Origin of the sequence: Mesorhizobium sp. M7A.F.Ca.CA.002.05.1.1, assembly GCF_003998335.1 — a bacterium.
Classification (GTDB): Bacteria; Pseudomonadota; Alphaproteobacteria; order Rhizobiales; family Rhizobiaceae; genus Mesorhizobium.
Genome location: NZ_RZQI01000046.1, coordinates 1 through 14,612 on the forward strand (window position 1 = coordinate 1; position 14,612 = coordinate 14,612).

Annotated in this window: 14 protein-coding genes; 8 read left to right on the plus strand and 6 right to left on the minus strand. The window is 62.4% G+C overall.

Annotation, left to right across the window (positions count from 1 at the left end; genetic code table 11):
• Both EN939_RS04425 and EN939_RS04430 read right to left on the minus strand, forming a co-directional pair.
• On the minus strand, positions 1 to 262 hold a 262-nt coding region (locus EN939_RS04425), incomplete at its 3' end, for a co-chaperone GroES (protein WP_148129646.1).
• Positions 263 to 363: 101 nt separating this feature from the next.
• Entirely contained in the window at positions 364 to 672 is a 309-nt protein-coding gene (locus tag EN939_RS04430) for a hypothetical protein (RefSeq protein WP_024505643.1), read from the minus strand.
• A 1,010-nt stretch (positions 673 to 1,682) separates the two neighbouring features.
• Here EN939_RS04430 and EN939_RS04435 point away from each other — a divergent pair.
• The 7 genes from EN939_RS04435 (at position 1,683) to EN939_RS04465 (ending at position 9,650) form a co-directional block, all read left to right on the plus strand.
• Complete coding sequence (locus EN939_RS04435; protein WP_024505644.1) at positions 1,683 to 2,006, plus strand: DUF736 domain-containing protein; 324 nt, start codon at positions 1,683 to 1,685, stop codon at positions 2,004 to 2,006.
• A gap of 181 nt (positions 2,007 to 2,187) precedes the next feature.
• Positions 2,188 to 2,457 carry a helix-turn-helix transcriptional regulator gene (locus tag EN939_RS04440; protein ID WP_024505645.1) on the plus strand — a complete coding sequence of 90 codons (270 nt, stop codon included), beginning with the start codon at positions 2,188 to 2,190 and terminating at the stop codon, positions 2,455 to 2,457.
• A complete protein-coding gene (locus EN939_RS04445) occupies positions 2,454 to 3,002 on the plus strand; it encodes a S26 family signal peptidase (protein ID WP_024505646.1) in 549 nt (182 codons plus the stop codon). The genes EN939_RS04440 and EN939_RS04445 overlap by 4 nt, the downstream gene beginning before the upstream one ends.
• Positions 2,990 to 3,673, plus strand: coding sequence for a lytic transglycosylase domain-containing protein (locus EN939_RS04450; RefSeq protein ID WP_024505647.1), 684 nt, complete (start codon positions 2,990 to 2,992; stop codon positions 3,671 to 3,673). The genes EN939_RS04445 and EN939_RS04450 overlap by 13 nt, the downstream gene beginning before the upstream one ends.
• A 178-nt stretch (positions 3,674 to 3,851) precedes the next feature.
• The gene (gene rlxS / locus EN939_RS04455) at positions 3,852 to 5,822 is read left to right on the plus strand and encodes a relaxase/mobilization nuclease RlxS (RefSeq protein WP_024505648.1); all 1,971 of its coding nucleotides are present in this window, start codon (positions 3,852 to 3,854) and stop codon (positions 5,820 to 5,822) included.
• 355 nt (positions 5,823 to 6,177) lie between these two features.
• Positions 6,178 to 7,164 carry an AAA family ATPase gene (locus EN939_RS04460; protein WP_024505649.1) on the plus strand — a complete coding sequence of 329 codons (987 nt, stop codon included), beginning with the start codon at positions 6,178 to 6,180 and terminating at the stop codon, positions 7,162 to 7,164.
• Positions 7,165 to 7,181: 17 nt separating this feature from the next.
• Entirely contained in the window at positions 7,182 to 9,650 is a 2,469-nt protein-coding gene (locus tag EN939_RS04465; RefSeq protein WP_024505650.1) for a S8 family peptidase, read from the plus strand.
• A 206-nt stretch (positions 9,651 to 9,856) separates the two neighbouring features.
• Here the strand turns inward: EN939_RS04465 and EN939_RS04470 are convergent, their stop codons facing one another.
• The 4 genes from EN939_RS04470 to EN939_RS04485 form a co-directional block, all read right to left on the minus strand.
• Entirely contained in the window at positions 9,857 to 11,416 is a 1,560-nt protein-coding gene (locus EN939_RS04470; protein ID WP_024505651.1) for an E2 ligase fold family C protein, read from the minus strand.
• Between the two features lie 3 nt (positions 11,417 to 11,419).
• Complete coding sequence (locus EN939_RS04475) at positions 11,420 to 11,806, minus strand: Mov34/MPN/PAD-1 family protein (protein WP_236383243.1); 387 nt, start codon at positions 11,804 to 11,806, stop codon at positions 11,420 to 11,422.
• A gap of 98 nt (positions 11,807 to 11,904) precedes the next feature.
• Positions 11,905 to 12,522, minus strand: a complete 618-nt coding sequence (locus EN939_RS04480) for a putative metal-binding protein (protein ID WP_024505653.1) — start codon at positions 12,520 to 12,522, stop codon at positions 11,905 to 11,907.
• Positions 12,515 to 12,811, minus strand: a complete 297-nt coding sequence (locus tag EN939_RS04485) for a DUF2604 domain-containing protein (RefSeq protein WP_024505654.1) — start codon at positions 12,809 to 12,811, stop codon at positions 12,515 to 12,517. Before EN939_RS04485 ends, EN939_RS04480 begins: the two co-directional genes overlap by 8 nt.
• Positions 12,812 to 13,713: 902 nt before the next feature.
• On the opposite strand from EN939_RS04485, the gene EN939_RS04495 reads away from it, so the two are divergent.
• Positions 13,714 to 14,612: terpene synthase family protein (locus tag EN939_RS04495; protein ID WP_127267072.1), on the plus strand; the 899-nt coding region annotated here is incomplete at its 3' end.

Consider the following 14,612-nt stretch of genomic DNA (forward strand, 5'->3'; position numbering starts at 1 on the left):
TGATCAGAAGGTCTTCGCCATTGAGCTTGACTTCGGTGCCCGACCACTTGCCGAACAGGATGCGGTCGCCGGCCTTGACGTCCAGCGGGACCAGCTTGCCAGCTTCGTCACGAGCGCCGGAGCCGACGGCGATGATCTCGCCTTCCTGCGGCTTTTCCTTTGCCGTGTCGGGGATGATGATCCCGCCAGCGGTCTTGGATTCGGATTCGACCCGGCGAACGACCACGCGGTCATGCAGCGGGCGGAACTTCGACTTTGCCATTTTCGGATTTTTCCCTGGTGCGGATGTTGAGGGGTTTTTGTTAGCACTCGCGATGGACGAGTGCTAACGCGATAGTGAGGTAGGCTGTAATCGGGCACTCGTCAAGACGGACGAGGGCAGGCGAGGAGCTCTGGCCCCCTCCCCGTGGAACCCAACGCATACGCGGCATCCGTGTTGATGGCTGCGAGCCCCACATTTCCATTGAATTCGGCGTCATGACGCCAACTTGCGCGCGCCGCTTCCAAGTCGTCAATCGTGCTGCCGTCAGCACGAACATAGGGCTGCGCTTCACTTCCCGTCGAAGCCGCGGCAAGCAGCGTCGCCGTCAGCACGCTCCTTTGCAGATGCTTGCCAAAGGTGGACAGTGAGCGCACCTGCGCCGGGCTGTTGGTGCGAACGTAAGACGTCATTGACAACTCCTTTTTGCAAGTCGAGCCCCTTCTCCACCTTCGGCCGCCGTCGACGCGAAGAAGTCCGCATCGCGTTGAAGACGAGCTGCGAAAAAGAGAAAGATGTGTTTGATGGCTGCGGCCCCAACGGTGCCTTCAGATTTGAGATCACTTCCGCCGCGAGCGGCTGAAGCTCCTCGCAACGTCAAATCGAATCTGCTGCCAAGCCTCCAGGAAAGGAGAGCATTGCTCATCTCGCGCTTGTGCATGCAGTCAACCTTCGATCCGTGTTGCCACATCAAGAGCAAATGCCGTGCCAAAGCTCACTGGGAAGTGAACGCATGGCTCTCCCTGAAAACCTCACAAATCCAGCATGGTCAATTGTGCGGAACCCGACATGCGTCTTCTGCCACTGTCAGCTTTCGGACAGGCATGACGCGTTTCGCGCCGACCACCGGTCGATCGGTTTTGGGGCCGGTCTGTTCGCCTCATAAGAGCGCGTTACATTGCGTAGCGGTTTCCCGAGCGCCGCCACATGACACTGGACCTGCAGGTAGCACCGGCTTCTCATCCAGCCTTACTTTGGCCCCCTCGCGTATCAAATTCCCGCTGGCGAGCCCTGCTTTCATAGATCGCACCATGCCGGATGTCTGCTCTGGCGCCCGACCCGCTGGCACGATCTCGATCCGGCATAAGGGCGCAGCATCTTTGCAGGCCGTTTCATCCCGGCGTCCTGCTTGGCTGACAGACCGCACTTGGCGAGCGGTCTCCATGCTCTCTCCAAGGACCATCCCTGCGGCTGGCTTGTCGACCTATGGGCGGGTCCGGCCGCCCGAAACCCTCGCGCCATCAGCTTTTTTCCCCGCCGCCTGCGGCGGCTTCCTCGCGCCGCTTCGCTCACAAAAAAGCTGCCCGCTCGGGTCCTTCACTGTCGCTGCGGCCCTGTCGGATTCAGGCGGTCCTGACGCGCCCATTACGGTGCGCCATCGCAGGGGATGGTCCCCGGCGAAACCACAAAAGGAGACTTCGAAATGACCGCGATCGGTTACGTCAACAAGCAGGAAAACGGCGCCTACAAGGGCCAGTTCAAGACGCTCAGCGTCCGCGCCGACATCGATATCGTCCCCAACCAGGCCAAGAGCGCCGATAACCATCCCGACTTCCGGGTGCTTACGCAAGGGGTCGAAGTCGGCGCTGGCTGGATCCGCACCGGCGAGACTTCCGGCAAGGATTATGTGAGCCTGTCGATTGCAGCGCCGGAGTTCGGACCGCGCAAGCTCTACGCCAATCTCGGCCGCGCCGCCGGCCAGGACGATCACGACACCTACGCCATCATCTGGAACCCGGCCGACTGACCGGCCGAGATAAGAGCCTCGCGCCGCAGCCCCGGCGCGGGGCTCATTCCCAGGAGTTCCACCCAAACCCCGTCCGCCCTAAAGGGCGGCGAAAACTCTCCCCCGACTCTTCGCCCGTCCCCGAGACGATCTCCCTCGCCCATCGTCGCCCTCGCTTGTCCGAAGCGAAACGAGGATCATCATGGACGACGAAAACGAACGCGCGGCCCGCGCGAAAAAGGGCAGCCCGTTTCTCAGTACAGCCCAAGCCGCCTTCTATATCGGGCTCTCCCAGCGCACGCTCGAAAAGATGCGGCTCAAGGGCGGCGGCCCGAAATTCCGCAAGCACGGCCGCTATGTCCGCTATCACATCGACGAACTCGACCATTGGTCGAAAGGACACCCGCAGCACTCCATCGCCGGCGATGGCAAGGCCGGTTCCGGCCAGGGCGGCACGGGAGGCCGTTCATGAGGCGGCGCCCTTCCATCCATCTGATCGGCAGCCGCCTGAGGCGTGTTCGAGCCCGTAAGACGGTCGCCTTGGCCGCGGCCGGTCTCGGTCTTTTGGGCTTCACGGCGCTGGGAAAGCCCGCCCCTTGGCTGGTCTGGAACGCCTCGGCCAGCGCGCCGATCGGCCTTTACCGCATCGCTGCGGGAGCGCTGGCGCGTGGCGATCTCGTGCTCGTGCGCCCGCCTGAATACGCGGCGTATCTCGCCGCCGAGCGCAGCTATCTGCCTCGCAATGTGCCGCTGGCAAAACGTCTTGCAGCGCTGCCGGACGATAATGTCTGCGCCTTCAATGACGCCATCATCATCGGCGGCGACATCGTCGCGCGCCGGCTCAAAATCGACGCCGAAGGCCGACCTTTGCCATGGTGGAACGGCTGCCGAGCGCTCGGGGATAACGAGGTTTTCCTGCTCGGCAGCGACAAAAACCGCTCCTTCGACAGCCGCTATTTCGGGCCTGTTCCCACTCAAAATGTCATCGGGAGGCTCGTACCACTATGGACCGAGTGACCCTCCTCTTGTTGGGCATGATCGCCATTGCGCCATGCGCCTGTTCCGCCTCGACCGGCGCTGAGCCGGTCGCCATCTCCCAAAGTCCGCAGCTGCGAAAGTGGCAGACGTTGGTATCGGAAGCAAGCCGGCGCTTCCATATTCCCCAAGCCTGGATCTATGCCGTCATGGCTGCCGAAAGCGGCGGCAAGACAATGCGCGGCGGCCGCCCCATCACCTCCCCCGCTGGCGCCATGGGCCTCATGCAGGTGATGCCCGGCACCTATGAAGAGATGCGGGTCGAACACGGCCTTGGGCCTAACCCCCACGATCCGCGCGACAATATCCTGGCCGGCACGGCCTATCTCAGTGCCATGTATGACCGCTTCGGATTTCCTGGCCTGTTTGGCGCCTACAATGCCGGTCCCGAGCGCTACGACGAGCATTTGAAGCGTGGCAAACCGCTGCCAGAAGAGACCGTCGAGTACCTCGACCAACTCAAGGCGGCCGGAGTTTCGGCGGCCGACATCGAGGCGTTCGAAAGCCAATCTGTCGCTCCAAAGGCGCAAATCGCTCCTCTCGGACGGTCGCTGTTCTTCATTCATGACGGTGTTCACTCAGGCGTGCGAAACGGCGATCTCTTCGTGCCGCTCGGCAAGGACGGCGCGCAGCCGAAGGAGCCGGTGCGTTAGCCATGGCGGACGGGGGCGCGTCTGGCGGGGCTGGGCGCGTACGGCAAGATAAAGGTACCGCCTCCAGGAGGCGGTTAAATCTTTGTCTGCACATCGTTTTTCCGGGAGGCTGCCGCCGGTGCCAAGAGGGTTGGACGTGTAAGTGTCTGATTTTGCTTGATATGTCTGGGAGGCTCGCATTAAGGATGACGAGTTCAGGCCGAAGCTCGGCAAAATCGGGTCGCGCGGCTCGAAGGCCGGCAAACGCTATGCCGGCCAGGTTCGTGCGGCGATCAACCGGGCTGGCGGCCGGCCGCAACGCGGTGGTCGCTTCACAGGAAGCCGGACAGGGCGCGGCGGGGCGGCCGCCGCACTGCTGAAATCGCGCGACCGGTATGCCGCCTTCCGCCAGCGCCGGGTGATCGTCAAGGCGCGGGTCGTCAAGCTCGCCGGCAAGGGCGCGGACGGGGCGCGTGCCCATCTACGCTATCTTCAGCGCGACGGGGTCACCCGCGAAGGTGAACCTGGCGAGCTCTACGGCGCCGACAGCGGCCGCGTCGACGGCAAGGCGTTCATCGATCGCGCGGACGGCGACCGCCATCAGTTCCGCTTCATCGTCGCTGCCGAAGACGGCATCGAGTACGACGACCTCAAGGCGCTGACGCGGCGGCTCATGGCGCAGATGCAGGAAGACCTCGGCACGAAGCTCGACTGGGTCGCGGTCGATCATTTCAACACCGGCCACCCGCACAGCCACATCATCGTCCGTGGCAGGGACGACCGTGGCGAGAACCTGGTCATCGCGCGCGAATATATCTCATCTGGCATCCGCGAGCGGGCGGCCGAGCTGGTCAGCCTCGATCTCGGTCCGCGAACCGACCGCGAGATTGAGCTTCGCCTGCGCCGGGAAATGGAGCAGGAACGCTTCACCAGCATCGACCGTCGGCTGCTCAGCATGCGTGATGATGACGGCCTGGTCTCGCCGGGCGGTCCCGACGCCATTCGCCAGACGCTGCACCAGGGACGGCTGCGCAAGCTCGAGCGGATGGGTCTGGCCGCGGAGGTCGGCGCTGGCTCCTGGCGCCTCGACGATGAGCTCGAAGCCACGCTGCGCCGCACCGGCGAACGCGGCGACATCATCAAGACCATGCACCGCGAACTGACCGGCAAGGGGCTTGCCCGCAGGGCCGCCGACTGGGTGATCCACGATCGATCCGGCGAGCCCGTCCAGTCTCTCGTCGGTCGCGTTGTCGCGCGTGGACTGGCCGACGAGATCAATGACCGCCATTACATGATCGTCGACGCCGTCGACGGTAAGAGCCATTGGATCAACATCGGTAGAGGCGAGGCGATGGAAACGATGCCTAATGGCTGCATCGTGCGTGTCGCGCCAAGGAACACCGAGCCGAGGCAGGTCGATCGTACCATCGCCGAAATCGCCGCCGCGCATGGCGGCCGTTACGACGTCGATATGCACCTGAAGCATGACCCATCCGCCACCGAGAGCTTTGCGCGAACGCATGTGCGGCGGCTGGAGGCGATCCGCCGCGCGACCGGCGGCGTCGAGCGAGAGCCGAACGGCACCTGGCTCATCGCGCCGGACCATCTCGATCGCGTCGCGAATTATGAGGGCCAGCGGGCCAGGGCCGAGCCTGTCGTTGCCGACAAGCTCTCCTCAATGGCGCTGGAGCGACAGGTCAGCTTCAACGGCGCCACCTGGCTCGACCGGGAGCTGGTTGCCGATAGACCCGAGCCTTTGCACGGATCCGGCTTCGGCCGCGACGTGAGAGAGGCGCAAGCTCGCCGGCGGCAGTGGCTGATCGCGCAAGGCCTCGCGCATAAAGAACAGGATGGGATCGTCTATCGAGCCAACATGCTTTCGATCCTGCGCCAGCGAGAACTGAACCGTGTTGCTGGCCAACTGTCGGAGGAACTTGGCCTGCCCTATGCCGAAGCGCGATCCGGAGGACGAGTAGAGGGTACGCTCCGCCGCTCCGTCGAGCTTGCCAGCGGAAAATATGCCGTCGTTGAAAAGTCGCGCGAGTTCACGCTGGTGCCATGGCGGCCGGTGCTTGAGCGCCATGTGGGCAAGGAGGTCTCCGGTGTCGTGAGTGGGGAGGGGATTTCATGGACCGTCGGCCGGCAAAGGAGCGGACCTGGTGTTTCGTGAGATGGTGTACAGCTTTTTAGCCAGCGGCGCGGGCAGCCATGCGAGCCCGCGTAGACCTTATGGCCGCACGCCCGCAATCGGTCGCATGGACCTGCCAGGCGGGGCGGCTTTGGAGCGTTCGGACCCGACACGCTGCGTGAGTGGCCAGACTTCGAGCGCTCGAAGATGCGGACTGTTGTCTGCTGGCCGGCGTTATTCCGGCTGGCCTATGACCGCGGCGCAACAGTTCACCGCTGAAGTTGCCACGGGCGAACATCGACAAGAGAAAAAACACCATTGCGCGTTACAAATCGCCGTTGAAAGCGTTTAGGTTGCATGCGCTTCGCCAAGTAAACGGATACCCCAGAAGAGAGCCATGACCACGGCCCGCCATATCGTGACGCTGCTTAAAAGCCACATTGCCGGCGACGAGGATCGTTTCCTCTCTATCGCGATGCAGCTTGCTGCGCATGAGGCACGTCAAGGCCATGGCAAGCTTGCTCAGGAGCTCAAGGATCTGGTCGACGCAGCCAAGAGCAGGGACGCCCGGATTGCCAAGAGCAGTCGGCCGGTTCCCCTTTTTCAGCCAAAGGGCGAACTCGCAGGCCTCCTGCATGTGCGCTATCCGGACCTGCGACTGACGGACATGATTTTGCCGGACAGTCTGCGCTCGCGCCTGCACCGCGTGCTGGGAGAGCAGCGCCAACAAGCAAGCTTGCGCGAGCACGGGCTTGTTCCCCGTCGCAAACTGCTTCTGGTCGGCCCGCCAGGATCAGGCAAGACGATGACCGCATCGGCATTGGCCGGGGAGCTTCATCTGCCCCTTTTCATGATCGTCCTCGATGGTTTGATCACCAAGTTCATGGGAGAGACTGCCGGAAAGCTGCGGCTTGTTTTTGATGCAATGCAGGCGACGCGGGGCGTCTACTTCTTTGACGAATTCGATGCCATCGGCGCGCGTCGAGGCGAACGCCAGGATGTTGGCGAGATTCGGCGCGTGCTGAATTCGTTTCTGCAGTTTCTCGAGCAAGACGACAGCCACAGCCTGATTATTGCGGCAACAAATCATCCCGAGCTGCTCGACAGAGCTTTGTTCCGCCGTTTCGACGATGTCATCGAATACGCCGTGCCCGATCGGCCGATTATCGAGGCGCTGCTTCGGGCTCGACTCGACCGCTTCGACACCAGAGGGCTTGCCTGGAACGAGGCGATCTCTCAGGCAGAGAGACTGTCGCAGGCCGAGATCACCCGCGCGGCCGACGACGCTGCAAAAACCATCATATTGCGGGGGGGGAAGCGGATCACCTCGGAAGCGCTCATCGACGCTCTGAAGGAACGCCGGCAGGCTTCGCTGTCTGAGTAGCGACAGCACAGATCATAATGGCAGACGATTTTCCGCGCGACCGCGCCCATATCCACCTTCGCAACAACGGCATTCGGGAAGCCTATCGGCGGCCCAACCAACTTATACATGCACCGCCGCTGCCGGCGCGTGATCGGGCGTCGCATGCTGCGGCCTTGACGCAATCCATCGAACAAGCGGTCGAAAGTGCACGCCAGCAGATTGCGGCGCGTGACCCCCAGCTGTCGGTCGGCACGCCTGGCTTTTACCTCGAGATCGATCTGCCCATGTCCGGACGGGCGGCCCTCGACCAGTTGGCCGATCGTCGCCGGCACATGGAGCTGGTCGCCGTCCATGAGCCAACTCAACCCGGTGCTCCCATCACAGCGTCGGTGTTCCTGCCGCAAAGCGCGCAAGCCTATTATTTGCGGAAAGTCGAGGCGTATCGAGACGTTGACACTGACCGCGGCAGACCGCGCAACGAGCCGCTCGTCTCCCGCATGGAGACAGTCAGGCTGGCGACTGCACGATCGTTGTTTACCGACCACGACGACCTCTTCCCCCAGGCCGCTGACGAGCAGGTGTGGTGGGAAGTCTGGCTGCGCGACGGTCGCCGCGAGAACTTCGAGCACATTGCCGAAGCCCTGAACATCACTTTGCGCACGCATGCGGTCAGGTTTCCGGAGCGGGTGGTCATGCTGGCACTCGCCAGCACGGCAATGCTCGACCGCATGATTGCGCACAGCGATGTCGTCGCCGAGCTGCGGCGCGCGAAGGATACGCCGTCCTTCTTCATGGGCCTTGGTGGCGCGGAGCAAAGGGACTGGAGCGACGAGCTTCTCGGGCGCGTCAGACCGCCTCAATCCGATATTGCGGTCTGCATTCTCGACAGCGGCGTACGTCGCACCCACCCGTTGATCGAACCCGCACTTGCCGTTGAAGACTGGCACACCGTCAAACCGGCATGGGGCAGCGACGACACACCTGCGTGGAGCGGCCACGGGACGCGAATGGCAGGTGTCGGCCTGTACGGTGATCTGGTCCCGCTCCTGGTCGGAGGCGATCCAGTTCCATTGCCCTTTCGGCTGGAGAGTGTCCGTATCCTTCCGCCAGAAGACGAGGCAAACGATCCAGAACTCTATGGCGCGATCACCGCGGAAGCGATCGCCCGCGCCGAGGTGCAGGCGCCGGAGCGCCGCCGCGCGATCGCAATGGCTGTGACAAGCGCCAGTCCGGCGCGTGGAAGGCCCACATCGTGGTCTGCCGCTATCGACCAACTCTGTTTCGAAGAGGAGCAGCGACGCTTGATCGTTCTCTCTGCCGGCAACATCGGCGATGACCTCATGCCGGCCGAGCATTTGACGCGCAACGATCTGGAAGCAGTCGATGATCCTTCTCAGGCCTGGAATGCGCTGACGGTCGGCGCTTTCACAGAAAAGGTCGATATCATTGACACCGACTTTGCGGGCTACGCTCCGATCGCGCCGGTCGGCGAGCTCTCGCCGCGCAGTCGCACTTCGGTCGTTTGGGACAGGCAGTGGCCGGTGAAGCCCGAGGTCGTCTTCGAAGGCGGCAATCTCGCCCATGACGGTGTGTTGCCTGGCGAGCCGATCGACGATCTGCAGATATTGACCACTTTCTATCGACCCGAACTGCGCCACTTCACCACCCTCGGAGATACGAGCGCGGCAACGGCCCATGCCGCACGGATGGCGGGACTGATTCTATCAGCGCGCCCCGAGCTGTGGCCTGAAACGGTTCGCGCCCTGATCGTCCACTCGGCCGAATGGACTCCGGCGATGCGCGCACGCATCGATGCGTGCAACGGAGCGAAGGGCGAGATCCAGGCGCTCGTGCGGCGCTATGGTTACGGCGTGCCAGATCTTGGGCGCGCGCTTCTGTCAACGGTGAACGACCTCACGCTTATCGTTGAAGATGAGCTTCAGCCTTTCCAGCGCGAGGGCGGCGCGGCTGCCAAAACGCGTGACATGAAGCTGCATCGCCTGCCTTGGCCGAAGGAGCAGCTCGCGGCGCTCGGCGCTGCCCAGGTCGAGCTCCGCGTCACGCTGTCCTATTTCATCGAACCCAACCCCGGTGAACGCGGATGGACCCGCCGGCATCGTTACGCGTCCCATGGTCTTCGGTTCAGAGTAAAGTCAGCGACCGAGACAGTCGACGAATTCCGAGCCCGCATCAATCAGGCCGCTCGGGACGAGGAGGAAGGGGCGCCTGCTGGAGGCGGAGAAGAGTGGCTGCTCGGCACCTTCCGCGATCGCGGCTCGTTGCACGCCGATTTCTGGTCGGGCAGCGCCGCCGATCTCGCCGAGCGTGACGCGATCGGCGTGTTCCCGGTCGGGGGCTGGTGGAAGGAGAAGCCTTACCTGGAACGCGTCGACGCTCTGGCTCGGTACGCCCTGATTGTGACGATTCGGGCGCCTGGGGTCGATGTTGACATCTTCACACCCGTCGAAGCAGCCCTGACTGTCGAGACGTCGGTCGAGACCTGATGCAGCACTGTCCAAACCGGCCAACAACGGAGGTTTGACCAGCCTCTGGTGCCATGGCGGCTGGTGCTGGATCATCACGTCGGCAACAGGGATCATGCGCGGAGGACGATAGGCCGCCAAAGGAGCGGGCCAAGCGTGTCATAATGGCGCCCATGGTCACGCCCACAAGCCGCGCCCCCTGCGTCTACAGAGAGGTGCGCGTCTGCTTAGGCGGCCGAGACATCGCTTACCTGATCAACGCGCTCGCCGTATTTGCGCCTGTAAGCGGCAATGAAATCGTCGTCGCTACAGATGCAGCGGCCGCTGGAGTCCTTGGCCTTCGGATCGTGCAAGTGAGAGCCAAGGGGGCGCAGAAGATTCACCCGAGTGCTCGTCGTCGGGCTCATGGGAAACCCCGCACTATGTTTGACCAAATCCGCGGCAAGCATAATCCCGGCAAGCACCGACTGAAAGGCCATCGGAACCACAGTTCGAACGCGGCGACTTCCTTCGCTAAGCTGGAACACCAGACCGCCGCAGATAGCCTGCTGATAAAAGGAGCGCAGGGGCTGGCCAACAAACGGGGCTAGCGGTTCAAACGGCACAGCCATCGCTGTAGCCACGCGAACTACAAAGTCGTTGGGAACTCCGGCATTGGTCTGCAGGAGCGTTTTCACCTGCTCGTGTGCTTCCGGTATTCCGAGTTCCTCGGCAATCAGCTGGTGCTCGTCCTTGGATTTTCCGGATGGCAGGTACATGCAACAAAGGCAAGCCTGGCCGTCATCGAAACCATGCCGGGAGATACCGAGATCGTGCTCCTGCGTCCAAGCGTTTGCGATCCATCGCGGCAGTGCACCTTGGACAGCCAGACGGTCGGCGGCGGTGTCAAGCGCCACACCCACTTGGTCGAAGACCCAATTGCCCCGGCGCGCAACATATTCTGCCCACGTCAGAGGGTGCGCCTCGACCTCAAGGGCAGTCGATCTAAGGGCGGTGGCTGCAAGAACCGCTTTGGACATACCAATCTCCGCCTGGCCAGCCAATGCGTAGCGCTGCAGGTTTGAGAGTTCGATCGCTTCGTGATCGATTACATGCAGACGACCTTTGAGATCGGGTTGTCTCGCTAGCGCCCAAAGCGAGCCATGGCCTATCGCACCGAGCCCAACGAGGTGGGTTTCGCCAAGGTCGACTGGGAAGTCGATCGGGCCAGGCTCTCCGGCTTTGGTCTTGTCGTAGCTGCATAGCGAGAGGTCGATGGTTTCGTCCAACTCGGCGCCGGTCAACTGGGCAGCGAAGATAGTTCGAAAGACGTTGGCGGCGCCGAAGCAACTGGCGGCGCCAGCTCCATAAGGCAGCAGACTTGGGCCAGAGCCCACCGGGTCCGTACGCGACAGCTTTGCCGCCCAACCGTCCGATCCCACGAAAAAGATCGGGCACCGGAGTGATGGGCGCGTTACCCCTGCAACGACGCAGACGGTGGCAGACTTGCCGGAACGCCGGATGCCGACTTTTGGATTGATCGACTTTGCCAAGCGCTCCAGCGCTTGGGCTTGAGAGCTCGCCGCGCTGTCCAGCGGGAGTATCGCCAGAACCGGGTAGAGCCTAGCGAGCAATCTCACCGCAAGATCTAGTGTCGCCTGGCCTTCGGCGCAGGAAGCGGCCTGATGGTCGAAGGCGACTGCCACGACCTGCTTTTCAAGAGCTGCTTTGAAGTCTCCCAGATGAAAATCGGCCAGGACCTGAGATGCCGCCGTGGCGGCGCGATCGATGAAGTTAGCGAATGCCATTGTTCAACTCGATATCATGATCATTCGCGACAGTGCCGCGGGAGGGAGCGCATTCCATTTGGCCTTTTCGTCAAGCCGATAGGCGGCGACCCGAGCAAAATCGAAAGGCTCGCGGGCGAAATTCGGCACGACCAGCGACAGACACCCAACCGTGGTAGCAACCGCATAAGCGTCGTCCGTCGTCGAATGGTAGGCGCGGCCCGGATGGCTGTGAATCTGGGCCAAGAGTTTCAGGCCGCTTTTGTAGAGCCAGACATTGAGCCGGTGCAGTTCTTCGGCCGCAACGATCACGCAAACGCCATCGTTTGTCCGAATGTGACGCTGCGCCGGGATAACCGTCTCTGTTACGGCAAAGTGCCGCTCTTGCTGAACGCCGACCCAGAGCGCCATCCCCTCATTGCCCTCGCGACCAACTGAGCGCAGATGCCCATGCGTGGTCGAGATGCAGCCGCGCGGGAGAGTCACGATCGTTACATCTCTCAAACCAGTCATTCTTGTATCGCCTGAGGGGATACCACCATTCCTACGATTGTCGGTTGGAGTTGAATCTGCAACTGCTCTATAGGAACGATTCCGTACTTGATGATCTTGTCCAGGATGAAGGCCAAACAGCCTTCGCCAGAACCCCGATGAAGCAGCCATGGATCACCTGAATGGGCTGGATTGTCGTGGTATTCCCGGACGCCCGCCATGCACAGGAATGGTTCGTCCTCGGGACTGTTGGCCTGGATGAAGTCCGTCAGCGGCACGGCGTTCTGCTGGATGAGAGCTCCTATCATCTCCGGCGGCGTTCCGGGCAGCGGCGGACGTCTAAGCATTTTCAGGTATAGATCTTTCCGGGCAATCGGATGACGCGTAAACGGATCGACGAAGACCACGGACGGTGGTCTTAAGTCGTAGTCGGTGAAGTCGACCTCGCTCGCTGCGCTGACCACCCGTGGCTTTAACTTGGGGCTGGCGAAAATGAAGAAAGCGCGCGGAAAGGTCGCCTCGATCAAGAAGCAGCCCTGAGCCCGATAGACATCAGCATATGGCCGGAACCGGCCGATCTCCCGATCAAACTTCGCTCGGGAGACCTCCGGATCCACACTTTGGTGTTTAGGCACCTGCGACGCCCGCCTTCAGGCTGAGGAACAGGGTCACAGTATTCGGGAAACCGAAGTCGCCAAGCTTCTTGTCGACATCGAGCAAGTTGCCGGCCTCATCCTTGAATTCCCAATTCTCGGCTGGTTGGGCGACATTCTGCGTGTTCTCAAGGGCTTTGGTACGAATGACGTGAAGCGGCTGGTTGGGATTGGCTTCGACCTGCGTGGGCTGGCCGTTCACCACCACCGTGATCTCGATCTTGCCCGGTCCGCCGCCGTGATTATCGCCCTTACCCGAATCCTTCGACATTGTCCTACTCCTGTGGCTTGCCAACCGCCCCACGCCCTGGCGCCCACCTGCGAGTGAGACCGGCGGTCTTCAATCGTTCACCCGGCGCCACGGCCGCGAGTACGCGAAAGACAGGGGATAAGCTACCGAATCGGTGCTTGCTTTCTTTTATGGGTGACTTGAGCCGCAAGTAAATGGTCTCAAATTGCTCCTCACAACTATAATCGATTAGAGCAATGCAAAAATATTGGCGACACGCCTATTCATCTGCTCTCTCACTCGCCTGCTCCGTGCTTGGCAAGGGGAGCTTTGACTGCGTCACGCGTCCCCCAAGCAGCCGATTGCGCCGGCAGCGCCGTAGGAACCGTCGTTCAGAGTCTTCACCACTCAAGCAGCCGCATGGATGCAGCCGACGCTCGTCTCCACAAACAGCGCAAGTGGTGCCTTGTTGGATAAGGTCGCCTCGTCCCTGGTGCAGCATCTGTCGGAACGGGTCCGCTGCGAGACCATGCCTCATCATCGCCCATGCGCAGCAGCCGGCGGTCGATGCTCGTAAGGCGTTCTGCTCATTTCGTGGCGAAGGCGCTGCTCGACTCGCGGACATATGCGGGCACCGAGGCGGAGGCTGACCAGTCGGCGCCGCGTTCGCGGATGTCGCTTGCAATGTGCTCGCGTGCGTTTGCCGCCGGCGACCTTGCCGTCCTCGCCTGCTATGGCGAGCCGGCGCAAGCGGATTGCTCGATACTGCCGGCGAGGCTGCGGGCCGGTCCTAACGGCCGTTCACAAGAGCTTGCATCAGCAACTGGCAATCGGATCGATAACTTCGCGATCGCCGTTATGGCGCGGAGATGCGGTCTCGCCGGGTTGTGGCTGGCGCTTCGTTGTGGGCGGCGCGTCGTAGCCGAGGGAGCAGGGGCGGCGCCATGATCCAGACCGAACGCGCGCTGCAGCAGGTGCTTGAGTGGGGGCGTGCCCTGACCGGTTTCGCGGATGAGCATGCTGAGGAAGCGGTAAGGGGCGGCCAGTATATCCTGCAACGCATTCACCCGAGCCTGCGCGACACCAGCGCCCGCACCGGCCGCGATCCGCAGGACGAAACGCTGATCGTGGCGTTCTATCGCGAACTGGCGCTGCTGTTCTGGCTAGACGATTGCAACGACGTTGGCCTGATCGCGCCGGAGCAGCTCGCCGCCCTGGAGCAGGCGCTGGGGCACGGCGTACCGTGCGTGCTCTCCGGATTCGAGGGCTGCGCTCAGCTGCGCGCTTCGCTGGCTGCGCTCGCTTACGATCGTCACGACTATGCTCGGCTTCTCGACTATACCCGGTGCTACTGCGCGGCGCTGCGCGCCGGACACGCGCAGGCGGCAGGGGCGCGACGCTGGTCTTACGCCGAGTACCTGCACAACGGCATCGATTCGATCGCTTACGGGACCGTGTTCTGTTGCCTGTCGCTGCTGTGGGGGCTGGACATGGCGACCTTGCGCGCGCGTCCAGCGTTTCGCCAGGTCCTGCGGCTCATCTCAGTGATAGGGCGCCTGCAGAACGATCTGCATGGACGCGACAAGGACAGGTCGGCCGGCGATAACGCGGCGATCCTGCTTCTGCAGCGCTATCCGGCTATGCCTGTGGTTGAGTTCCTCAACGACGAGTTGGCCGGCCATACGCGCATGCTGCACCGGGTGATGGCGGAAGAATGCTTTCCCGCGCCGTGGGGACCGTTGATCGAGGCGATGGCGGCGATCCGCGCGCAGTACTACCAGACTTCGACCAGCCGCTATCGCAGCGACGCTGCAGGGGGAGGCCAGCGTGCGTCGGCCTGGAC

What these genes read in the sequence shown, in the direction of transcription:
- EN939_RS04430 (WP_024505643.1), bottom strand. Translation starts at nt 672, where the DNA reads ATGACGTCTTACGTTCGCACCAACAGCCCGGCGCAGGTGCGCTCACTG.
- EN939_RS04435 (WP_024505644.1), top strand. Translation starts at nt 1,683, where the DNA reads ATGACCGCGATCGGTTACGTCAACAAGCAGGAAAACGGCGCCTACAAG.
- EN939_RS04440 (WP_024505645.1), top strand. Translation starts at nt 2,188, where the DNA reads ATGGACGACGAAAACGAACGCGCGGCCCGCGCGAAAAAGGGCAGCCCG.
- EN939_RS04445 (WP_024505646.1), top strand. Translation starts at nt 2,454, where the DNA reads ATGAGGCGGCGCCCTTCCATCCATCTGATCGGCAGCCGCCTGAGGCGT.
- EN939_RS04450 (WP_024505647.1), top strand. Translation starts at nt 2,990, where the DNA reads ATGGACCGAGTGACCCTCCTCTTGTTGGGCATGATCGCCATTGCGCCA.
- EN939_RS04460 (WP_024505649.1), top strand. Translation starts at nt 6,178, where the DNA reads ATGACCACGGCCCGCCATATCGTGACGCTGCTTAAAAGCCACATTGCC.
- EN939_RS04465 (WP_024505650.1), top strand. Translation starts at nt 7,182, where the DNA reads ATGGCAGACGATTTTCCGCGCGACCGCGCCCATATCCACCTTCGCAAC.
- EN939_RS04470 (WP_024505651.1), bottom strand. Translation starts at nt 11,416, where the DNA reads ATGGCATTCGCTAACTTCATCGATCGCGCCGCCACGGCGGCATCTCAG.
- EN939_RS04475 (WP_236383243.1), bottom strand. Translation starts at nt 11,806, where the DNA reads ATGGCGCTCTGGGTCGGCGTTCAGCAAGAGCGGCACTTTGCCGTAACA.
- EN939_RS04485 (WP_024505654.1), bottom strand. Translation starts at nt 12,811, where the DNA reads ATGTCGAAGGATTCGGGTAAGGGCGATAATCACGGCGGCGGACCGGGC.